Annotated in this window: 18 protein-coding genes; 15 read left to right on the forward strand and 3 right to left on the reverse strand. The window is 76.5% G+C overall.

Features of this window, described 5'->3' with window-relative positions:
• From V9U69_RS08450 to V9U69_RS08465, 4 genes are all read left to right on the forward strand, one after another.
• Nucleotides 1–762 (forward strand): DUF4192 family protein (locus V9U69_RS08450; RefSeq protein WP_337061152.1); only part of this gene is annotated, 762 nt, incomplete at its 5' end.
• 165 nt (nucleotides 763–927) lie between these two features.
• Nucleotides 928–1329: a universal stress protein gene (locus V9U69_RS08455; RefSeq protein ID WP_337061153.1), complete on the forward strand. Its 402-nt coding sequence runs from the start codon at nucleotides 928–930 to the stop codon at nucleotides 1327–1329.
• Between the two features lie 278 nt (nucleotides 1330–1607).
• Nucleotides 1608–3179: an RNA polymerase sigma factor gene (locus tag V9U69_RS08460; RefSeq protein WP_337061154.1), complete on the forward strand. Its 1572-nt coding sequence runs from the start codon at nucleotides 1608–1610 to the stop codon at nucleotides 3177–3179.
• 118 nt (nucleotides 3180–3297) lie between these two features.
• Nucleotides 3298–3753 (forward strand): hypothetical protein, encoded by a 456-nt coding sequence (locus V9U69_RS08465; RefSeq protein ID WP_337061155.1) that lies wholly within the window; start codon nucleotides 3298–3300, stop codon nucleotides 3751–3753.
• A 45-nt stretch (nucleotides 3754–3798) separates the two neighbouring features.
• Here the strand turns inward: V9U69_RS08465 and V9U69_RS08470 are convergent, their stop codons facing one another.
• Both V9U69_RS08470 and V9U69_RS08475 read right to left on the reverse strand, forming a co-directional pair.
• A complete protein-coding gene (locus V9U69_RS08470; protein WP_337061156.1) occupies nucleotides 3799–4296 on the reverse strand; it encodes a DUF456 domain-containing protein in 498 nt (165 codons plus the stop codon).
• A gap of 50 nt (nucleotides 4297–4346) precedes the next feature.
• On the reverse strand, nucleotides 4347–4547 hold the full coding sequence (locus V9U69_RS08475) for a DUF7455 domain-containing protein (RefSeq protein ID WP_432494662.1): 201 nt from the start codon (nucleotides 4545–4547) through the stop codon (nucleotides 4347–4349).
• 219 nt (nucleotides 4548–4766) lie between these two features.
• Between V9U69_RS08475 and V9U69_RS08480 the strand changes: the two genes are divergently transcribed.
• The 6 genes from V9U69_RS08480 to V9U69_RS08505 all read left to right on the forward strand — a co-directional run bounded on the left by V9U69_RS08480 (nucleotide 4767) and on the right by V9U69_RS08505 (nucleotide 11243).
• The gene (locus tag V9U69_RS08480; RefSeq protein ID WP_337061158.1) at nucleotides 4767–6875 is read left to right on the forward strand and encodes a DNA gyrase/topoisomerase IV subunit B; all 2109 of its coding nucleotides are present in this window, start codon (nucleotides 4767–4769) and stop codon (nucleotides 6873–6875) included.
• Nucleotides 6876–7117: 242 nt separating this feature from the next.
• Nucleotides 7118–7879 (forward strand): DeoR/GlpR family DNA-binding transcription regulator, encoded by a 762-nt coding sequence (locus V9U69_RS08485; protein ID WP_337061159.1) that lies wholly within the window; start codon nucleotides 7118–7120, stop codon nucleotides 7877–7879.
• Entirely contained in the window at nucleotides 7876–8850 is a 975-nt protein-coding gene (locus V9U69_RS08490; protein WP_337061160.1) for a 1-phosphofructokinase family hexose kinase, read from the forward strand. The genes V9U69_RS08485 and V9U69_RS08490 overlap by 4 nt, the downstream gene beginning before the upstream one ends.
• Nucleotides 8847–9323: a PTS sugar transporter subunit IIA gene (locus V9U69_RS08495; RefSeq protein WP_337061161.1), complete on the forward strand. Its 477-nt coding sequence runs from the start codon at nucleotides 8847–8849 to the stop codon at nucleotides 9321–9323. The genes V9U69_RS08490 and V9U69_RS08495 overlap by 4 nt, the downstream gene beginning before the upstream one ends.
• Complete coding sequence (locus tag V9U69_RS08500; protein ID WP_337061162.1) at nucleotides 9320–10876, forward strand: PTS fructose transporter subunit IIC; 1557 nt, start codon at nucleotides 9320–9322, stop codon at nucleotides 10874–10876. The genes V9U69_RS08495 and V9U69_RS08500 overlap by 4 nt, the downstream gene beginning before the upstream one ends.
• Nucleotides 10877–10973: 97 nt before the next feature.
• Complete coding sequence (locus V9U69_RS08505; RefSeq protein WP_337061163.1) at nucleotides 10974–11243, forward strand: HPr family phosphocarrier protein; 270 nt, start codon at nucleotides 10974–10976, stop codon at nucleotides 11241–11243.
• Here the strand turns inward: V9U69_RS08505 and V9U69_RS08510 are convergent.
• On the reverse strand, nucleotides 11158–12264 hold the full coding sequence (locus V9U69_RS08510) for a hypothetical protein (RefSeq protein WP_337061164.1): 1107 nt from the start codon (nucleotides 12262–12264) through the stop codon (nucleotides 11158–11160). The two genes, V9U69_RS08505 and V9U69_RS08510, sit on opposite strands and share 86 nt — an antisense overlap.
• Here V9U69_RS08510 and ptsP point away from each other — a divergent pair.
• From ptsP to V9U69_RS08535, 5 genes are all read left to right on the forward strand, one after another.
• Nucleotides 12254–13963: a phosphoenolpyruvate--protein phosphotransferase gene (gene ptsP / locus V9U69_RS08515; protein ID WP_337061165.1), complete on the forward strand. Its 1710-nt coding sequence runs from the start codon at nucleotides 12254–12256 to the stop codon at nucleotides 13961–13963. The two genes, V9U69_RS08510 and ptsP, sit on opposite strands and share 11 nt — an antisense overlap.
• Nucleotides 13964–14014: 51 nt before the next feature.
• Nucleotides 14015–15583: a carboxylesterase/lipase family protein gene (locus V9U69_RS08520; protein WP_337061166.1), complete on the forward strand. Its 1569-nt coding sequence runs from the start codon at nucleotides 14015–14017 to the stop codon at nucleotides 15581–15583.
• 60 nt (nucleotides 15584–15643) lie between these two features.
• Nucleotides 15644–16921 (forward strand): ROK family transcriptional regulator, encoded by a 1278-nt coding sequence (locus V9U69_RS08525; RefSeq protein ID WP_337061167.1) that lies wholly within the window; start codon nucleotides 15644–15646, stop codon nucleotides 16919–16921.
• Nucleotides 16922–17011: 90 nt separating this feature from the next.
• Entirely contained in the window at nucleotides 17012–18724 is a 1713-nt protein-coding gene (locus V9U69_RS08530; RefSeq protein WP_337061168.1) for a carboxylesterase/lipase family protein, read from the forward strand.
• A 21-nt stretch (nucleotides 18725–18745) separates the two neighbouring features.
• Nucleotides 18746–21241 carry a glycoside hydrolase family 3 C-terminal domain-containing protein gene (locus V9U69_RS08535; protein ID WP_337061169.1) on the forward strand — a complete coding sequence of 832 codons (2496 nt, stop codon included), beginning with the start codon at nucleotides 18746–18748 and terminating at the stop codon, nucleotides 21239–21241.
• The last annotated feature ends 83 nt before the right edge of the window (nucleotides 21242–21324 follow it).

The following is a 21324-nucleotide window of genomic DNA, read 5'->3' on the forward strand; positions in this document are numbered from 1 at the left end:
CAGGCGGTGCTCGTCGCGGCCGGGCGCTGGCGCTCCCTGACCTGCACCGGGCCCTGCTGCCCGTCCGCCGGCCGGCCGCTGCGCACGCCCGCCGCCGAGCGGGTCGCGGCCGAGGCCGTCGGCCGTGGCCTGTCGGCCGCCGCCGACCGCGACGCGGTGCTGCCCGAGCGCACCCCGCTGCCCCCGCAGCGGCGAGACGCCGCCCGCGCGGCCCGCGAGGCCGCGCCACCGGCGCGCACGCCCGCCCGCCGCGCGCGGGCCCTGGCCGAGTTCGAGCGGGAGGCCGTGCGCTACCTGCCCCCGGGAGCACCGCAGCTGCCCGACCCCCGCGCCGCGGGCCGGTTGCTGGCCGCCCTGGAGGACGTGCCCGTGCGCGACGCCGCCCTGCTCACCGGTGCCCCCGAGAGCCTGCGCGCCCCGGCCGTCGCCGCCCTGGTGCGCAGCCGGCCCGGCGCCGCCGACCCCGCGGCGGGCGACCTCGTCCACCGCGCCCTGCGCGCCGAGCCCGACCGCGCCCGGACGGTGGCCGCGGCCGCGCTCGCGGTCGACCTGGCCCGGCACGCCCCCGGCCGGGGCGGTGCCGGGGCCTGGGCGCTGGCCGCGTGGGCGTACTGGTCGCTCGGCGACGGGGTGCGCGCGGCCGCCTGCGCCGACGCGGCCCTGGAGGCGGACCCCGGCCACCGGCTCGCCGGTCTGGTCGCCGCAGCCCTGCGCGCCGGCCTGCCCGCCCGTGAGCCCGCCCGTGAGCCCGGCGCCGGCTGAGACCCGCCCCGCCCGGACCGCGGCCGGTCCCCGCCGCGTCCGGGCGGGGCGTCTAGTACGGTCGCGGCGGCTGCGCCCGGCCGCGCCGGGACGGGGCCGTCGGGCAGGTGCGGGCCGGTCGAGGACCCGGTCGCACGTCGCAGCGTGGTCCAGGAGGGTGTGCGCATGGGGATCGTCGTGGGGTACGTGGCCAACCCGGAGGGGCGCGCCGCCCTGGAGCAGGCCGGAGCCGCGGCTCTGCGCCTCGGGCTGCCGCTGGTGGTCGTGCACAGCCGGCGCCCGGGCAAGGAGGCCGACCCCCAGGAGACCGAGCAGCTGATCGCCGTGCACGACGCCGTGCGCGCCCGGCTGGACGAGGCGGGCGTGGGGCACGAGCTGCGCGAGGTGCCCGACAGCGAGGACCCCGCCGACGACCTCATCGGGGCGGCGGAGGACTCCGGCGCCGGGCTCATCGTCATCGGCCTGCGCCGGCGCACCCCCGTCGGCAAGCTCATCCTCGGCGCCAGCGCCCAGCGCATCCTCCTGGACGCGCCCTGCCCGGTGCTGGCGGTCAAGCCGGAGGACTGAGCCCGCAGGACCGGCCGGGACGAGCCGGCGGGTCCTGCGCCGGGGTCCGTCGCGAGACCTGCCGCGAGGGCGCCGCCGCGGGTCCGGGGACTGTCCGGCAGGCGTCCGGCAGGAGGCCGCGAGGGGCCCTCCGGGGTGGCGCGGTGCGCCAGGACGGCTCGCGGCGTGCCACAATCGGCGTTTGTCGTCCTCAGTGGGCATGCAACGGTGCCCGCCGGTGTTGACCTTGTCGGCTGCTGCCCGCGCAGTCCCGTTCCGCCCACGACGAAAGGCAGTCCGTGTCGTCGGTTTCGACATCCCGGCCGCTCCCGCCCGAGTTCGCGTCCGCTCCCTTCCAGGAGCTCCTGCAGCACGGAACCACCCACGGGTTCGTCGACGCCCACGCCGTGCGCACCGCGTGCGAGGACGCCCAGCTGCCCGTCCAGCGCATGAAGGCCGTGCTGCGCGCCCTCGACGACGCCGGCATCACCGTGCGCGTCCCCGAGGCCGCCCCCAAGCGCGCCGTGGCAGCCTCGTCCACCCGCCGCTCCACCTCCACGGCCACCGCCACCAAGTCGGCGGCCAAGTCCGCGTCCGGCTCGACCCGGCCCGCGGCCAAGCGCGCCGCGGCCCCGGTGGACGGCGAGGCGGCCGGTGCCGGAACGGCGGCCAAGACGACCGCGAAGTCCACCAGGACGGCGGCCAAGACCACCACCAGGACGGCGGCCAAGTCCGCGGCCAAGACGGCCGCGAAGCCCGCCCCCGGCGAGGAGCCCAGCGGCGACGAGCTCGTGGAGGTCAAGGACGAGGACCTGGTCGTCGAGGAGGGGGTCGTCGCCGACACCGCCGAACCGGCCGAGGACACCGCCGAGGAGAGCGGGGACGCCAAGAAGACCGCCGGCGGCTTCGTCCTGACCGACGACGACGACGACGCCCCCGCCCAGCAGGTCGCCACCGCCGGCGCCACCGCCGACCCGGTCAAGGACTACCTCAAGCAGATCGGCAAGGTCGCCCTCCTCAACGCCGAGCAGGAGGTCGAGCTCGCCAAGCGCATCGAGGCCGGCCTGTTCGCCGAGGAGAAGCTGCACTCCGGCGAGAGCATGGACCCGATCCTCAAGCGCGAGCTGTGGTGGATCGCCGAGGACGGCCGCCGCGCCAAGAACCACCTGCTCGAGGCGAACCTGCGCCTGGTGGTCTCCCTGGCCAAGCGCTACACCGGCCGCGGCATGCTCTTCCTGGACCTGATCCAGGAGGGCAACCTCGGCCTGATCCGCGCGGTGGAGAAGTTCGACTACACCAAGGGCTACAAGTTCTCCACCTACGCCACCTGGTGGATCCGCCAGGCGATCACCCGCGCCATGGCCGACCAGGCCCGCACCATCCGCATCCCGGTGCACATGGTCGAGGTCATCAACAAGCTCGCCCGCGTGCAGCGGCAGATGCTGCAGGACCTGGGCCGCGAGCCCACCCCGGAGGAGCTCGCCAAGGAGCTCGACATGACCCCCGAGAAGGTCGTCGAGGTCCAGAAGTACGGCCGTGAGCCGATCTCGCTGCACACCCCGCTCGGCGAGGACGGCGACAGCGAGTTCGGCGACCTCATCGAGGACTCCGAGGCTGTCGTGCCGGCCGACGCGGTCAGCTTCACGCTGCTGCAGGAGCAGCTGCACTCGGTGCTGGACACCCTCTCCGAGCGCGAGGCGGGCGTGGTGTCCATGCGCTTCGGCCTGACCGACGGGCAGCCGAAGACCCTGGACGAGATCGGCAAGGTCTACGGCGTCACGCGCGAGCGGATCCGGCAGATCGAGTCCAAGACGATGTCCAAGCTGCGCCACCCCTCGCGCTCGCAGGTGCTGCGCGACTACCTGGACTGACCTCCCGGCTGACCCGCCCGGTGCCACCCCGGCTCCCGGACCGCCCCCGCGCGGACCGGGGGCCGGGGTGCGTGCGGGGTGCTCCCCGCCGCGCCCCGGTGTCCGTTAGCGTCCCGGTGTGCCGGGAGCGACGCGGTCGGAGCGGGAGGAGTGGCGGCGCGGGCGGGCCGAGGCGGCCGCCGCGCACGCCGCTGCGGCCGAGCGCGCCCGCCTGGCGGAGACCGCCGAGGCGCACCGGCTGCTGGTGGGTTTCGTGGCCGAGGTGCGGCGCCGGGGGATCGCCCCCGTCCCGCTGCGGGCGCGGGTGGCGCGGGGCCGGGCCCGCACGGGCCTGCGCGGGTGGTACCTGCGCCGCGACGAGTCGCTGGCCGTCACCGACGACGGCGCCTTCCACGTGCTGACGGTCGGCGGGGGCTGGCGCGAACGGCTGCTGGGGGTGCGTCCCGCGCCGGCCGACCCGCCGCTGCAGGTGGGGCGCGGTGCGCGCGACGGGGAGTCCGTGGAGCTGGCGGAGCTGCTGCGCCGGCGGCTCGCGGAGCTCGGCGGTGGGCCCGGGGTCGCACCGCCGCGCTGAGCGCCGGTCCCCGCGGCGACGGGCGGGGTGGGTGCGGGGGTGGGATCAGCCGCGCAGCACGAGAGCGCCGGCGACCCACGTCGCCGCGGCGAGCGTGCCCGCCAGGCCCTCGATGGCCACGCTGAGCCCGACGCCCTTCAGCGCCTGCACGGTCGAGGACCACGCGGTGCGCGCCCCGAGGTGAGCGCGCGAAGCCCGGGTGAGCTCGGAGAGGAAGACGCCGAGCACGAAGCCCAGCGGCAGGCCCAGGACGGGCACGACGAAGAACCCGACGACGCCGAGCGCACCGCCGAGCAGCAGGGTGGAGCGGGGGATGCCGGCCCGGCTCAGGCGCCGGCCGGGCACGAGGTACATGGCGACCTGACCGGCCACGAGCAGGAGGGCGACGCCGGCGAAGAACGCCCAGGCGGCCCCGCCCTCCACGACGGCCCACACCAGTGCGGCCAGGCCGATGAGCACGGTGCCCGGCAGCACGGGGACGACGACGCCGACGAGGCCCACCGCCATCGCGAGGGCCACGACGACGAGCCCGGCGTCACCCACGGGGGTGACGCCGGGCTCGTCGGTCCTGCGCGGTCCTGATCAGCGCCGCCTCAGCGCTCGTCGACCGGGGCGATCGACGGGGTGGAGGCCAGCTTGCGGGACTCGTCCTGGATGTCCCGCGCGACCTCGCGGAGGGCGTCGCGGTGCTCGCGCCCGTGGTGGGCGCAGAAGAGCAGCTCGCCCCCGGAGGCCAGCACGGCGCGCACGTACGCCTGAGCACCGCAACGGTCGCAGCGGTCGGCGGCCGTCATCGGGTCGCTGGCAAGGGCTGTTGTGGTGGTCACTCCACGACTCCTTCCGGTCCTGCGGGCGGCGGCAGCGGGTGCTCCCGCGCCCACTCTGTCCCAACCCCCGGGTGCGCGCCCGCGTTCCCACGCCGGTGGAGCAACGCGTTCGCTCTGGGCGGAGGGGGTGCGACGGCGGCGCGCGGTGACCGGGGCGGTGTCGGCGACGCCGTCTACCCTGCCGGGGTGACCCCACCCAGCTCGACGCCCCGCCCCCGCACGCCCGAGGGCGGCGGGTCCGAGGGCTACACCGCCGCGCACCTGCTGGTCCTGGAGGGCCTCGAGGCGGTCCGCAAGCGCCCCGGCATGTACATCGGCTCCACCGACTCCCGCGGGCTCATGCACTGCCTGTGGGAGATCATCGACAACTCCGTCGACGAGGCCCTGGGCGGGCACTGCACCCGCATCGACGTGGTCCTGCGCGCCGACGGCTCCGTGGAGGTGCGCGACGACGGCCGCGGCATCCCGGTGGACGCCGAGGCGCGCACGGGCCTGTCCGGCGTGGAGGTGGTCTTCACGCACCTGCACGCCGGCGGCAAGTTCGGCGGCGGCTCGTACTCCGCCTCCGGCGGCCTGCACGGCGTGGGCGCCAGCGTCGTCAACGCCCTGTCGGCGCGGCTGGACGTCGAGGTGGACCGCGGCGGCAAGACGTACGCGACGAGCTTCCGGCGCGGCACCCCCGGCCGCTACGACGGGAACGGCCCCGACGCCCCCTTCACGCCCGCGACGGGCCTGGAGGTCGTCGGCAAGGTCAAGCGCGGTGTGACCGGCACGCGGGTGCGCTACTGGTCGGACTCGCAGATCTTCCTGAAGACGGCGGCGTTCTCCTACGACGACCTGACCGCCCGCGCCCGGCAGACCTCGTTCCTGGTGCCGGGCCTGCGCATCGTCGTGCGCGACGAGCGCGGCGAGCAGCCCACCGAGGAGGTCTTCCAGCACGACGGCGGCATCGGCGAGTACGCCGACTACCTGACCCCGGACGCGGCGGTGACGCCGGTGTGGCGGCTGCAGGGCGAGGACACCTTCACCGAGACCGTGCCGGTGCTGGACGACAACGGGCACATGACGCCGCAGGAGGTGCGCCGCCAGTGCGTCGTCGACGTCGCGCTGCGCTGGGGCACCGGGTACGACGCCACGGTCCGCTCCTTCGTCAACATCATCGCCACCCCCAAGGGCGGCACCCACCTGTCCGGGTTCGAGCAGGGGCTCTTCGCCGCGGTGAAGGCGCAGGTGGACGCGCAGGCGCGCCGGCTGAAGGTCGGCAAGGACGAGAAGCTGGAGAAGGACGACGTGCTCGCGGGCCTGACGGCCGTGGTCACCGTCCGCCTGGCCGAGCCGCAGTTCGAGGGGCAGACCAAGGAGGTCCTGGGCACCGCGGCCGTGCGGGCCATCGTCAAGCGGGTGGTCGAGCGCGAGCTCACCGCGCAGCTGACCTCCGCGCGCCGCGAGGACAAGCAGGTGGCCGCCACGGTGCTGGACAAGGTCGTCGCGGAGATGAAGAGCCGCATCTCCGCGCGCCTGCACAAGGAGACGCAGCGGCGCAAGAACGCGCTGGAGTCCTCCTCCCTGCCGGCGAAGCTGAAGGACTGCCGCTCCGACGACGTCACCCGCACCGAGCTCTTCCTCGTCGAGGGGGACTCGGCGCTGGGCACGGCGATGGGGGCGCGCAACTCCGAGTACCAGGCGCTGCTGCCGCTGCGGGGGAAGATCCTCAACGTCCAGAAGGCGTCCGTGACGGACATGCTGAAGAACGCCGAGTGCGCCTCGATCATCCAGGTGGTCGGTGCCGGCTCCGGCCGCAGCTTCGACCTGTCGGCGGTGCGCTACGGCAAGATCGTGCTGATGACCGACGCCGACGTCGACGGCGCGCACATCCGCACCCTGCTGCTGACGCTCTTCTTCCGCTACATGCGCCCCCTGGTGGAGGCGGGGCGGGTCTTCGCCGCCGTGCCGCCGCTGCACCGCCTGGAGGTCAACGGCACCGGCCGGGCGAAGAAGGAGGTCGTCTACACCTACTCCGACGCCGAGCTGCGCCGCGTGACCGCGGACCTCAACCGGCGCGGGCGCACCTACAAGGAGCCCCAGCGGTACAAGGGCCTGGGGGAGATGGACGAGGACCAGCTCGCCGAGACGACGATGGAGCCGCAGCACCGCACGCTGCGGCGGGTGACCATCGCCGACGGCGCCGCGGCGGAGCGCGTCTTCGAGCTGCTCATGGGCAACGACGTCGCCCCCCGCAAGGACTTCATCATCGCCGGGGCGGAGCGGCTGGACCGCGAGCGCATCGACGCCTGACGCGGGCGCTCGCGGCGCGGTCCCCGTCCTCGACGTCACCACGACGCCCCCGCGGCCCGTCCGGCCGCGGGGGTGTCGTGCGTCGGGGCCGGGCCGTCGTGTGGTTTCCCGTCCGATCGATGCCCGTTCCTGTCCGTTTGCTTGACATCTCGCCCGAAACAACACCATCATCTCCGTCACCGGGTCCGAACGGGCCCGTGGACCCCGCTGCGGGGAACGGCACGGAGACGACGGAGTCGGCGATGTACGCACCGGAACGCCACCAGGCGATCCTCGAGACCGCCCGTGCGGCCGGTCGCGTCGAGGTGACCGCGCTGGCCGAGGCGCTCGACGTCACCCCCGAGACCATCCGCCGCGACCTGACCGCCCTGGAGCGCCACGGCCTGGTGCGCCGCGTGCACGGCGGGGCCATCCCCGTCGAGCGCCTGGGCGCCGAGCCGGCCGTGGGCGAGCGCCAGGGTGTCTTCAGCGCGGAGAAGGAGCGCATCGCCAAGACCGCCCTGGCGGAGCTGCCCGAGGGCGGCACCGTCGTCGTCGACGCCGGCACCACCACGGCCCGCTTCGCGGAGCTGCTGCCCGCCGACCGCGACCTCGTCGTCGTCACCCACGGCCTGCAGGTCGCCCAGGCGCTCGCCACCCGCGCCAACGTCACCCTGCACCTGGTCGGCGGTCAGGTGCGCGGGCGCACCCTGGCCGCCGTCGGCGCCTGGGCCGAGCGGGCCCTGGCGGAGGTCTTCGCCGACGTCTGCTTCCTGGGCACCAACGGCCTCAGCGCCGAGCGGGGCCTGACCACCCCCGACCTCGCCGAGGCCGGGGTCAAGCGCGCCCTCATGCGCGCCGCCCGCCGCACCGTCGTCCTGGCCGACCACTCCAAGCTCGGCCGCGACGACTTCGCCCACGTCGCTGACCTGGAGGGGGTCGACACCGTGATCACCGACACCGGGGCGGACCCCGACGTCGTCGCCGAGGTCGAGGCCGCCGGACCACGGGTGGTGCGGGCGTGAGCGCCGCGCGCCCGGCGGTGCTGACCGTCACGCCCAACCCCAGCATCGACCGCACCCTCGAGCTGGACGTCCTCACCCGCGGCGAGGTGCACCGCGCCCGCGGGGCGGGCGAGGACGCCGGCGGCAAGGGCGTCAACGTCGCCCGGGCGCTGGCCCTGCACGGCGCGCGCACAGCGGCGGTGCTGCCGTGCGGCGGCCTGGACGGCGACCGCCTGGTGGGGCTGCTGGCCCCGCAGGGCGTGGAGGTCGTCCCCGTCGCGATCGCCGGGACCGTGCGCACCAACACCACCGTCGTCGAGGCCGACGGCACCACCACCAAGCTCAACGAGCCCGGCCCGGTGCTCGGCGCCGAGGAGGTCGAGGCGCTCGAGCGCACCGTGCGCGCCCGCCTCACCGTCGGCCCGCGCTGGCTGGCCTCCAGCGGCAGCCTGCCGCCGGGGGCGCCGGTGGACCTGCACGCCCGGCTGGTGCGGCTGGGCCGCGCCGCCGGCACCCGCACGGCCGTGGACACCTCCGGTCCCGCGCTGGCCGCCGCCGTGCAGGCCGGCCCCGACGTGGTCAAGCCCAACCTGGAGGAGCTGGCCGAGCTGGTGGCCCGCGAGCTGGCGACGGTGGGCGACGTGCGCGCCGCCGCCGCCGACCTGCGCGCGCGCGGCTGCGGCGACGTCCTCGTCAGCCTCGGCGAGGCCGGCGCCCTGCTGGCCACCGCCGAGGGCACCTGGTGGGCCGGCGGCCCACCCCTGGTGCCGCGCAGCACCGTGGGCGCGGGCGACTGCACCCTCGCCGGCTACCTGTCCGCCGACGGCCCGGCCCCGCGGCGGCTGGCCACCGCGGTCGCGTGGGGCCGCGCGGCCGTCCTCCTGCCGGGCAGCACCGTCCCCGGCCCCGAGCAGACGCGGGCGGGCGCCGAGGGCGTCCGCGTCGTCGAGAACCCCGACCCCGAGACCCCCGTGAAGGACCTGCAGCCATGAGCGACACCGCGAACACCCAGGACCTCATCACCGGCGACCTGGTCATCGCCGACCTGCGCGCGAGCGACCGCGTCGACGCCACGCGCCAGCTCGCGCAGAAGCTGCAGGCCGCCGGGCGCGTCACCGACCTGGAGCGCTTCCTCGCCGACGTCGCCGCCCGCGAGGAGCAGATGGCCACCGGCATCCCCGGCGGCATCGGCCTGCCGCACGCCCGCTCCGAGGCCGTCACCGTCCCCAGCCTCGCGGTCGGCCGCGTGGTCTCCGGCGAGCGCGTCGACTTCGGCGCCCCGGACGGGCCCGCGAACCTCGTCTTCCTCATCGCCGCCCCCACCACGGGCGAGGCCGACCACATGACCATCCTCGCCGCGCTCGCCCGCAAGCTCGTGCACGTCTCGTTCCGCCAGTCCCTGCTCGAGGCGCCCGACGCCGCGTCGGTCGCCCGCACCGTCATGGAGGAGGTGTACGGACGATGAGGTTCGTCGCCATCACGTCCTGCCCCACGGGCATCGCCCACACGTACATGGCCGCCGAGGCCCTGGAGCAGGCGGGCAGGGCCGCCGGGCACGAGGTGACCGTCGAGACGCAGGGCGCCGCGGGTTCCGCCCCGTTCGACCCGGCGGTCGTCGCCGGCGCCGACGGCGTCATCTTCGCCGCGGACCTGGAGGTCCGCGACAAGGAGCGCTTCGCCGGCAAGCCGTTCGTCGACGTGGGCGTGAAGAAGGCCGTCGCCGACGCCCCCGGTGTGGTGGCCGCGGCCGTCGCCGCCGTCGAGGCGGCAGGCGCACGCACCGCCGCCGGCCCGGCCGTGGAACCGGCCGACGAGGTCCCCGGCACGCCCACCGCGCCCGCTGCGCCGGCCACGAAGGTCACCTCCGGCGCCGGCGTCGGCACCCGCGTGCGGCAGTGGCTCATGACCGGCGTCAGCTACATGATCCCGTTCGTCGCCGCCGGCGGCATCCTCATCGCGCTGGCGTTCATGCTGGGCGGCTACGAGATCGCCCTGGACCGCGACGGGGTGGGCGCGAACGCCTACTTCACCGGCCTGTTCGCCGACGGTTTCGACGTCGCCGACCGCGAGCAGTGGGCCGGCCTGCTGCTCGTCGTGGGCCAGGCCGCGTTCGGTTTCCTCGTGCCCGTCCTCGCCGGTTTCATCGCCTTCGGCATCGCGGACCGCCCCGGCATCGCGCCCGGGTTCGTCGGCGGCGCCCTCGCGGTGACCGTGGGCGCCGGTTTCCTCGGCGGCCTGGCCGCGGGTTTCCTGGGGGGTTTCGTCGCCCTGGGCCTGGCACGGCTGAACGTCCCGAACGCGGTGCGCGGCATCATGCCCGTCGTCGTCATCCCGCTGGTGGCCACGATCGTCACCGGGTTCGTCATGCTCGTGGTGCTCGGCCGGCCGCTGAAGTGGCTGATGGACTCCCTCACCAGCGGGCTGAACTCGCTGTCCGGTTCCGGCATCGTCCTGCTCGGCGTCATCCTCGGCGCCATGATGGCCGTCGACCTCGGCGGCCCGGTGAACAAGGTCGCCTACACCTTCGCCACCACCGGTCTGGCCACCGCGGCCGCCTCCTCCGGCAGCCCCGTGGAGCTGAAGGTCATGGCCGCCGTCATGGCCGCGGGCATGACCCCGCCGCTGGGCATCGCCCTGGCGACGTTCCTGCGCAAGCGCCTGTTCACCGGTGCGGAGCAGCAGAACGGCAAGGCGGCCGTCCTGCTGGGGGCGTTCTTCATCTCCGAGGGCGCCATCCCGTTCGCGGCCGCGGCACCGCTGCGCATCATCCCGGCGTGCATCCTCGGCTCGGGTGTCACCGGCGGCCTCGTCATGGCGTTCGGCAACGCGCTGCGCGCCCCGCACGGCGGCGTCGTCGTGCTCGGCCTGGTGAGCCAGCCGCTGCTGTACCTGCTGGCGATCCTCGTCGGCACCGTCGTCACGGCCCTGGCCGTCGTCGCGCTGAAGAGCGCCCACCGCAGGGGCGAGCAGGCCCCCGCCGCCGCCGGCACCGCCAGCGGCCAGCCCGTCTCCGCCTGATCCCCGCGCACCCGGTGGTCCCGCGCGGGACCACCGGGCGCACCGGTCCCGGAACACCCCGGGGCCCCTGAACACCGAGCCCCTCCCGGAGGACCCCGTGCCCACCCGCACCGCCGTCGTCGGCTCCCGCGTCGGCCTGCACGCCCGTCCCGCGTCCCTGTTCGTCCAGGCCGCCGCCGCCACCGGCCTGCCCGTCACCATCGCCAGGGAGGGCGGAGCACCCGTCGACGCCCGCAGCATCCTCATGGTCATGGGGCTGGGCGCCCAGCACGGCGAGAGCGTCACCCTGACCGCCGAGGGCGACGGCGCCGAGCAGGCCCTGGAGCAGCTGGCCGCCGTGGTCGAGACCGACCACGACGCCGCCTGAGCACCACCCGTCCCACCACGACCCCGACGACCCCGACGACCCCGACGACCCCGACGACCCCGACGACCCCGACGACCCCGACGACCCCGACGACCCCGACGACCCCGACGACCCCGACGACCCCGACGACCCCGACGACCCCGACGACCCCGACGACCCCGACGACCCCGACGACCCCGACGACCCCGACGACCCCGACGACCCCGACGACCCCGACGACCCCGACGACCCCGACGACCCCGACGACCCCGACGACCCCGACGACCCCGACGACCCCGACGACCCCGACGACCCCGACGACCCCGACGACCCCGACGACCCCGACGACCCCGACGACCCCGACGACCCCGACGACCCCGACGACCCCGACGACCCCGACGACCCCGACGACCCCGACGACCCCGACGACCCCGACGACCCCGACGACCCCGACGACCCCGACGACCCCGACGACCCCGACGACCCCGACGACCCCGACGACCCCGACGACCCCGACGACCCCGACGACCCCGACGACCCCGACGACCCCGACGACCCCGACGACCCCGACGACCCCGACGACCCCGACGACCCCGACGACCCCGACGACCCCGACGACCCCGACGACCCCGACGACCCCGACGACCCCGACGACCCCGACGACCCCGACGACCCCGACGACCCCGACGACCCCGACGACCCCGACGACCCCGACGACCCCGACGACCCCGACGACCCCGACGACCCCGACGACCCCGACGACCCCGACGACCCCGACGACCCCGACGACCCCGACGACCCCGACGACCCCGACGACCCCGACGACCCCGACGACCCCGACGACCCCGACGACCCCGACGACCCCGACGACCCCGACGACCCCGACGACCCCGACGACCCCGACGACCCCGACGACCCCGACGACCCCGACGACCCCGACGACCCCGACGACCCCGACGACCCCGACGACCCCGACGACCCCGACGACCCCGACGACCCCGACGACCCCGACGACCCGGAGGAACCCCGCCGTGACGCTCACCGACCCCGCGACGCCCGCCGTGCTGACCGGCGTGGGCGTGGGCACCTCCGCCGCCGTCGGCACCGTCGTGCGCGTCGCCCCCGCGGCGCGCCCACCGGTCGACGAGCCCGCCGCCGCCGACCCGGCGGCGGCGACCGCTGCCGTGCGCGAGGCGTTCGCGGCGGTGGCCACCACGCTGCGCGAGCGCGCCGAGGCGGCCGGCGGCACCACCGCCGACGTGCTGCGGGCCACCGCCCTGATGGCGGAGGACCCCGGCCTGCTCGGTGACGTCGAGCGGCGCATCGGCACCGGCACCGGCCCGGCGAGCGCGGTCGACGCCGCCGTGGAGGGCTTCTGCGAGGTCCTCGCCGCCTCCGGCCCGTACCTGGCCGAGCGGGTCACCGACCTGCGCGACGTGCGCGACCGCGTCGTCGCGCACCTGCTCGGCCTGCCGCAGCCGGGTGTGCCCGACCTGCACGGCCCCTCCGTCGTGGTCGCCGCCGACCTCGCTCCCGCCGACACCGCCACCCTGGACCTGGCGAAGGTCGTCGGGATCGTCACCGAGCTGGGCGGCCCCACCAGCCACACCGCGATCATCGCCGCGCAGCTCGACGTGCCGTGCGTGGTGCGCGTGCCCGGTGCCCTGGCCCTGCCGGCGGGGGAGCGGGTGGTCCTGGACGCCCGCGCCGGCACCGTCACCCCCGCCCCCTCCGCCGAGCTCGTCGAGCAGGTCGAGGCCCGCCGCGCCGCCCGCGCCGCGCTCGCGCAGGCCCCGGGCGGTCCGGGCCGCACCGCCGACGGGCTGGCCGTGCAGCTGCTCGCCAACGTCGGCACCGTCGAGGACGCCGAGCGGGCCGCCGCCGGCTCCGGCGCCGCCGCCGTGGAGGGCGTCGGGCTGTTCCGCACCGAGGTGCTGTTCCTGGACCGCGCCGCCGAGCCCACCGAGGCCGAGCAGGCGGACGCCTACGCCCGGGTGCTCGCCGCCTTCGCCGGCCGCAAGGTCGTCGTGCGGACCCTGGACGCCGGTGCCGACAAGCCGCTGGCGTTCGTGGAGGTCGAGCCGGAGGAGAACCCCGCCCTCGGCGTGCGCGGGCTGCGCACCGCCCGCCGCCACCCGCAGCTGCTCGCCGTGCAGCTGCGCGCCCTGGCCGCCGCCGCGCGGCGCACCGGCACCGACCCGTGGGTGATGGCCCCCATGGTCGCCACCCCGGCCGAGGCCGCCGGTTTCGCCGAGCAGGCGCGCGCCGCCGGCCTGCGCACCGTCGGCGCCATGGTGGAGGTGCCCGCCGCGGCGCTGCGCGCACCGGCGCTGCTGGCCGCCGGGCTGGACTTCGTCAGCATCGGCACCAACGACCTCACCCAGTACGCGATGGCCGCCGACCGGCTCGCCGGGGAGCTCGCCGAGCTGCTGGACCCGTGGCAGCCCGCCGTGCTGCAGCTCGTCGGCACGACCGGCGAGGCGGGCGCCGGCGCGCAGCGCCCCGTCGGCGTCTGCGGGGAGGCGGCCCGCGACCCGCTGCTGGCGCTGGTCCTGGTCGGCCTGGGCGTCACCAGCCTGTCCATGGCGCCCGCCGCCGTGCCCGCCGTCCGCTTCGCCCTGGCGCGCACCACCGCCGCCACCTGCCGCGGGATGGCCCGTGCCGCGCTGGCCGCCGACTCGCCCGAGGCGGCCCGCACGGCCGCCGCGGCCCTGGCCGACGCCGAGGTGCGCGCGCTGTAGCGTGCCCGCGGCCCGGTGCGCGCCGGGCCGCGCGGCGGGGAGGGGACGGCGATGGGCCAGGACACCGGTCGGGTCGTGCGCACGCGGGCCGGCGCGGTCCGCGCGGGCGCGCCGCGCCGCGGGGTGCTCTCCTTCCGCGGCGTCCCCTACGCCGCGCCCCCGGTGGGCGCGCTGCGCTTCCGGGCGCCGGAACCGCCCGCGCCCTGGGCGGGGGTGCGGGACGCGAGCCGCCCCTCGCCCGTCGCCCCGCAGGACCCGCGGTCCGGTTACGGCTGGGACCCCGGCGCCGGGGACGACCACCTGACGCTCGACGTGCACGTGCCGGCCACCGGACGGGCGGCGCAGGGGCTGCCCGTCCTGGTGTGGTTGCACGGCGGCGGCTGGGTCAGCGGTTCGGGGTCCGCACCGGCGTACTTCCCGGCGGCGTGGGTGGCGCGCGGGTTCGTCGTCGTCAGCCCCAACTACCGCCTCGGCTTCGAGGGGTTCGGTTCCGTGGCCGGCGCCCCGGAGAACCGCGGGCTGCTCGACCAGGTCGCCGCGCTGCGCTGGGTGGCCCGCGAGGTCGCGGCGTTCGGCGGCGACCCGGCTCGGGTGACGATCGCGGGGGAGTCCGCCGGTGCCGCCTCGGTCGCCGCCCTGCTGTGCGCGCCCGCCGCGCGCGGGCTGTTCTCCCGGGCGATCGCCGCCTCCGTCACGGGTGAGCTGCTCACCGCGGAGCGGGCCCGCCGCACGAGCGCGCAGGTGGCCGCCGCTGCCCGGGTTCCCGCCACCCTCGCCGGTCTCGCCGGGTTGCCGCCGGTGCGGTTGCTGGCCGCCTCCGACACCGTCGCGCAGGACCGGCTCGCCGGCGCCACCGCCGGCGGCGACCCCCGCGACGCCGTCCCCCTGCTGTACCACCCGGTGATCGACGGCGACCTCGTGCGCGGATCCTTCACCGAGGGCCCGGACGCCGGCGGTGACCCGGCCGTGCCGCTGCTCGTGAACCACCAGGCCGACGAGTGGACCCTGTTCTCCCGCAGCGGCTTCGCGCCCGTCGCCCGAACCCGCGGCGACGTCGAGGCGTTCGCCGCCGCCGTCGGGCTGAACCGCGGCGCGGTGCGGCGCTACCGGGAGCTGCTGCCCGGAGCGCCCCCCGGGGCGGTGGGCGACGCCCTGCTCACCGACGCGGTCTTCGCACAGCCCTCCCGCCGCTTCGCCCGGGCCCACGCCGCGCGCGGCGGGCAGACGTTCCTGTCGCGGTTCACCTGGCGCAGCCCCGCCCTCGGCGGCCGGTTCGGCGCCACCCACGCCCTGGACGTGCCGTTCTGGTTCGGCAACCCCGAGGCGATGGAGCAGTTCCTGCACGCCGTTCCCGTGCTGCCGCTGGCCCGCCGGCTGCCGCTGCTGGGCCCGCGCGTGCCGGGCGTGTGGCCCACCCCGGCAGCGGCGGCGCTGTCGCGGCGCGCGGTCGCCGCCTGGACGGGCTTCGCCGCCGGCGGGAACCCCGGCTGGCCCGCGCTCGGCCCCGACGGCGGGACCGTGAAGGTGTGGGGTTCCACGGACGCGCTGGAGAGCGCACCGGACCCGCGTGACGCGCTGTGGGACGAGGTGCTGGGGGACGTGGCGGCTGCGCACCGCTGAACGGGCCACCGCGCCGGGCCGCCCGCGGTGGGCGCGGGTGACTGGCACCATGGCGCGGTGATGGATGGTCCCCCGGGGTTCGCCGCGCGCTCCGTGGCGCCGGCGGACCTGCGGCGCCACAACCTGTCGCTGGTGGTGCGTCACGTGCGCTCCCACGGCCCCTGCGCCCGGTCGGAGATCGCCGCCGCCACGGGACTGGTGCGCGGGTCGGTCACGGGGCTCGTCGGCGTCCTGCTCTCGCAGGGGTGGCTGCGCGAGGTGCCCGGTCCCCCCGGTCGCCCCACGCGCAGCGCCCTGGTGGAGCTCGACGGTGCGGGACTGGCCGTGCTGGCGCTGCACGTCGACGGCGACGGCGTGCGCTGCCGGGCGAGCGACGTGGCCGGCCGGGTGCTGCTGTGGGCGCAGCGGGGCCACCGGGCCGCGCACCCGCGACCGGCCGCGGTGGCCGACGCGGCGAGCGAGCTGGTGCGGCGGGCGTGCGCCGACCTCGCCGCCCGGGGCACGGCGGTGGCGCGGGTCGTCGTGGTCGTCAGCGCACCGGTGACGGGCACGCCGCCGCGGGTCCCCGTCTCGATCGACCTGGGCTGGCGCGAGGTGCCGCTGCTGGAACTGCTGGCCGAGCGGCTGCCGGGCCTGGACGTCCCGCTCTCGCTCATCAACGACGCCAACGCCGCGGTCCTGGCCGAGTTCGGCGAACTGCGGGCGCGGCCGGGAGCGGCCGGTGCGCCACCGCTGACGGACGTGGTGCTGCTGAAGTCGGACACGGGGGTGGGTGGGGCCTGGATCACCGGTTCCCGGCTGGTCACCGGGTCGCGCGGCGCGGCGTTCGAGCCGGGGCACGTCGTCGTCGACCCGGCCGGTGCGCCCTGCTCGTGCGGGCAGCGCGGGTGCCTGGCCGTGGTCGCCGGGCCCCACGCCGTGCTGCGCGACGGCGGCCTGGACGCCCTGCGCCGCACGGCGGGCGCGCGAGCGGCGCTGGAGGAGCTGCTGGTGCGCGCGGACGCCGGGCGCGCCCGTCCCGTGCGGGCGCTGCGGCGGGCGGGCGTCGCGATCGGCCGGGTGGTCGCCACCCTGGTCGTCCTCACCGACCCCCAGCACGTCGTGCTGGGCGGGTACTGGGCACGGGCGCTGCCGCACCTGCGCCCCGGCGTGGAGGAGGCGCTCGCGGCGCTGACGCTGCCGGACGGGGGCACCGCCCGCCCCGCGGCCGGGCTGGTCGTGGCCGGGACGGCCGGTGACGACGCGGCGCTGCGGGGTGCCTCCTGCTGGGCGCTGGAGGAACTGCTGGACGACCCGGTGGGCGCGGCGCGACGCGCCGAGCAGCAGTTCAAGCCTTGAACTCCCGGTCGCCGGCCTGTTGACTGCCTGTGCAGGACGATCGGCGGCCCGTGCCCGCCGACCCCCGTGACCTCGACGGAGAGGAACGACGTGCTCCCCCCCACCCCCCGATCCACCGGCACCCGGCCGGCCGGGCCCGCCCGCCGGGCCGTGCTCGGCGGCATCGCCGCCCTCGCCGGGACCTCCGCGGCCGCGGCGAGCGCCGCACCGGCCTCCGCGGCGACGCCCACCCCCGGCGCCGGCGCGGCGAGGAGGTCCACCGGCCGCGGCCCCGCACCGGCGGCGTCCGGCCCGGTGCACGTGCGCACCGACCCGCCCACCACCGCGACCACCACCGGCGGTGAGCTGCGCGGGTACGTGCGCGACGAGGTCCGCACGTTCAAGGGGATCCCCTACGCCGCGAGCACCGCCGGTGCCGGGAGGTTCCGCGCCCCCACGGCCCCCGAGCCCTGGACGGGTGTGCGCCCGGCTCTCGGGTACGGCCCGGTGTGCCCCTCGCCGGTCAACCCGCAGTGGAGCCGGCAGGAGGCGCTGTTCCTGTTCGAGTGGGACAACGGCGTCTACGCCGACGAGGACTGCCTGCGCCTGAACGTGTGGAGTCCCGCCCTCGACGACCGGCGCCGGCCGGTGGTGGTGTGGCTGCACGGCGGCGGGTTCTCCGGTGGGTCCAGCCAGGAACTGCCCTCCTACGACGGTGAGAACCTCGCCCGCCGCGGTGACGTGGTCGTCGTCTCGGTGAACCACCGGCTCAACGTCTTCGGCTTCCTGAACCTCGCCGAGGTCGGTGGGGAGGAGTACGCCGACTCCGCCAACGCGGGGATGCTGGACGTCGTCGCGGCCCTGGAGTGGGTGCGCGACAACATCGCCGCGTTCGGTGGCGACCCCGCGAACGTCACCGTCTTCGGTCAGTCCGGTGGTGGTGGCAAGGTCAGCACCCTCATGGCCATGCCCGCCGCCCACGGCCTGTTCCACAAGGCGATCGTCCAGAGCGGGCCGTACGCGCGGCTGGGGGAGCCCGCCGACACCGCGGCCACGGCCACCGCGCTGCTGGCGGAGCTCGGCATCGGGGCCGGTGAGCTCGAACGGCTGCACGAGGTGCCCGTCGCGGAACTGCAGCGCGCCTGGGACGCGGTGGGCGGCGACGCGATCCCCACCGTCGACGGCAGGAACGTGACGCGTCACCCGTTCGACCGGGACGCACCACCCGCTGCCGCGGGCGTGCCCCTGCTCATCGGGTACAACCTCGAGGAGTTCTCACCCAGCGTCTTCGAGGACCCCGCCCTGGAGGACCTCACCGAGCAGGGGCTGCGCGAGCAGCTCACCGCCCGGTACGGCGAGCGCGCCGGCGCCCTGCTGGAGGCGGCCCGCACCGAGTGGCCCCACGCCGAACCCGTCGAGCACCTCGGGCGCATCGGTTCCCTCGCGGTGTTCGGGAACACCTCGGTGGCGACGGCGGAGCTCAAGGCCGCCCAGCCCGCGCCCGTGTACACCTACCTGTTCGCGTGGCACACGCCCGTCCTCGGCGGCCGGCCCCGCGCCTACCACTGCGCCGAACTCGCGTTCGTCTTCGACAACGTGGACCGCTGCGCCAACCAGACCGGGGGCACCGACGAGGCCCGGGTGCTGGCCGCCGACGTCAGCGAGGCGTGGATCCGCTTCGCCCGCAGCGGCGACCCGAACCACCCGGGGCTGCCGACGTGGCCGCGGTTCACCGCCGAGGGCGGGCACACGATGGTGCTCGACGACGAGCCCGTCGTCCGCCGCGATCCCGGTGGCGCCGTCCGGCGCGCCCTGACCGACTGATCCGTGGACCGAGGAGAGACCGTGACCGCACGAACCCGAACCCGAACCCGTCGCGCGCCCCGCACCGGAACCGCCGTCGTCGCCCTGCTGCTGACCGTCGGAACCACCGGCACCGTCGTCGGCTCCGCCGCGGCGGCACCCGCCCCGGCCTCAGCGCCCGCCGCCGGCGCGTTCTCCCCGCGCGTGGCCGCGCTGCTCGCCGAGATGACCCTCGACGAGAAGATCAGCATGGTGCACGGCGGCGCCACCGACCCGGAGGCCGTCGGCGCCGCGGGCTACCTGCCCGGTGTCCCGCGACTGGGCATCCCGGAGCTGCGCCTGGCCGACGGGCCCGCCGGGGTGCGCGTCGCCGAGAGCGCCACCGCGCTGCCCGCCCCCGCAGCACTGGCGTCCTCCTTCGACGACACCCTGGCCCGCCGCTTCGGCGAGGTCATCGGCCGCGACGGCCGGGCGCTGGGCGTGGACGTGCTGCTCTCGCCCATGACGAACAACATCCGCGTCCCCGTCGCCGGCCGGAACTTCGAGACCTTCGGCGAGGACCCGCTGCTCGCCTCCCGCACGGTCGGCGCGGAGGTGGCCGGCATCCAGAGCCAGGGCCTGATCGCCACCATCAAGCACTACGCCGCGAACAACCAGGAGGAGAACCGGTTCGACGTCGACGTGCAGGTCGACGAGCAGACGCTGCGGGAGATCGAGCTGCCGGCGTTCCGCGCCGCCGTGGAGGCGGGCGCCGGATCGGTGATGTGCTCCTACAACAAGGTGGGAGGAACCCACGCGTGCGAGAACGAGGAACTGCTCACCACGATCCTGCGCGAGCAGTGGGGCTTCGAGGGCTGGGTCATGTCCGACTGGGGAGCCACGCAGAGCACGCAGGCCATCACCGCCGGCCTGGACATGGAGATGCCGCGCGGCACGTACTTCGGTGAACCGCTGAAGGAGGCGATCCTCGCCGGCGAGATCCCCGAGGCCGCCCTGGACACCTCGGTCGGGCGCATCCTGACCCAGGTGGAGCGCGTCGGGCTGCTGGACGCCGAGCCCGCACCACGACCGGAGCGCGACCCGGCGGGCGCGGCCCGCGTCGCGCAGGAGGTCGCCGAGGCCGGCGCGGTGCTGCTGAAGAACGACCGCGGTGCGCTGCCCCTGGCGCCGGGCACGGGCATCGCCGTGATCGGCCCGACGGCCAAGACCCCCGTCGTCACCGGCGGCGGCAGCTCCCGCGTGCTGCCGGAGTCCGCCGCGGCACCCGTCGACGCCATCGCCGCCCGCGCCGGCGGCAACGCGCAGGTCGGCTGGTCGGTGGGGGAGGACCTCGAGGGCGTCCTCGTCCCCGCCGAGGCCCTGGGTGCCGAGCCGCTGGCGCGGGTCGGGGAGGACGCCGTCCCCGCCGGCGAGGCCCTGGACCGCTCGCTCACCCTCACCGCTCCCGAGACGGGCACCTACACCCTGAGCCTGCAGACCACCGGTGCCGGGGCCCGCGTCAGCCTGGACGGGCAGGAGGTGCTCAGCACCCGGTCCCAGTTCGGTGCCGCGGGAGGCAGCCTCATCGCCACGGCCGACGGCTGGACGAACGACACCCACTACCTGGAGCTGGAGGCCGGTTCCACCCACCAGCTCACGGTGACCGGTGACGCCGGTGCCCAGGACCTGCAGGCCCGACTGCACTGGGTCACGCCCAGCGCCCGCGAGCGCACGGTGCAGGAGGCCGCCGAGGCCGCCCGCTCCGCCGGGACCGCCGTCGTCTTCGCCTACGACGAGGGCACCGAGGGCGTCGACCGCTCCTCCCTGTCGCTGCCGGGCACGCAGGACGAGCTGATCGCGGCCGTGGCCGCCGCCAACCCGAACACGGTGGTGGTGCTCAACACCGGGGCGGCCGTCACCATGCCGTGGCTGTCGAGCGTGCGCGCCGTGCTGGAGACCTGGTACCCCGGCCAGGAGGGTGCCGAAGCCACCGCCCGCCTGCTGTTCGGCGACGTCAGCCCCAGCGGCAAGCTCTCGCAGACGTTCCCCGTCTCCGAGGACGTCACCCCCGTGGCGGGCGACCCGCTGCGCTACCCGGGCGTCGACGGGCGCCAGGAGTACTCCGAGGGCATCCACGTCGGTTACCGGTGGTACGACGCCACCGGAGCCGAACCGCTCTTCCCCTTCGGGCACGGCCTGTCGTACACGGACTTCTCGTACGGCGACCTGCGGGTGAAGGACCGCGACGGCCGCGTCGAGGTCGCCTTCACGGTCACCAACACCGGTGAGCACGCGGGTGCGGAGGTGCCCCAGGTGTACGTGGGGCCCAGCCGCCGGCTCACCCAGGAGCAGGCCGTGAAGTCGCTGGTGGGGTACGAGAAGGTCTTCCTGGCGCCGGGGCAGTCCCGACGCCTGTCGATCTCCGTGGACGACCGCTGGCTGTCCTCCTGGAGCGCCGACGACGACACCTGGGAGCTGGGCACCGGCCGGCGCGACGTGTGGGTCGGCACCTCCTCGGCCGACCTCGCGCTGCACGGCACGGTCCGCGTCCGCCGCTGAGGCGCACCCGAGCGTGACGGGGGTGGTGCCGGTCCGGGGCGGCCGGCGCCACCGCCCGGCGGCCACGAGGGGGCCCCGGCGTC

It is taken from the genome of Kineococcus sp. G2 (assembly GCF_037154035.1).
Classification (GTDB): Bacteria; Actinomycetota; Actinomycetes; order Actinomycetales; family Kineococcaceae; genus Kineococcus.

Excerpts from the sequence above, each read along its gene's own strand:
- V9U69_RS08455 (WP_337061153.1), top strand. The coding sequence starts at position 928 with ATGGGGATCGTCGTGGGGTACGTGGCCAACCCGGAGGGGCGCGCCGCC.
- V9U69_RS08475 (WP_432494662.1), bottom strand. The coding sequence starts at position 4,547 with ATGACGGCCGCCGACCGCTGCGACCGTTGCGGTGCTCAGGCGTACGTG.
- V9U69_RS08485 (WP_337061159.1), top strand. The coding sequence starts at position 7,118 with ATGTACGCACCGGAACGCCACCAGGCGATCCTCGAGACCGCCCGTGCG.
- V9U69_RS08495 (WP_337061161.1), top strand. The coding sequence starts at position 8,847 with ATGAGCGACACCGCGAACACCCAGGACCTCATCACCGGCGACCTGGTC.
- V9U69_RS08500 (WP_337061162.1), top strand. The coding sequence starts at position 9,320 with ATGAGGTTCGTCGCCATCACGTCCTGCCCCACGGGCATCGCCCACACG.
- V9U69_RS08520 (WP_337061166.1), top strand. The coding sequence starts at position 14,015 with ATGGGCCAGGACACCGGTCGGGTCGTGCGCACGCGGGCCGGCGCGGTC.
- V9U69_RS08525 (WP_337061167.1), top strand. The coding sequence starts at position 15,644 with ATGGATGGTCCCCCGGGGTTCGCCGCGCGCTCCGTGGCGCCGGCGGAC.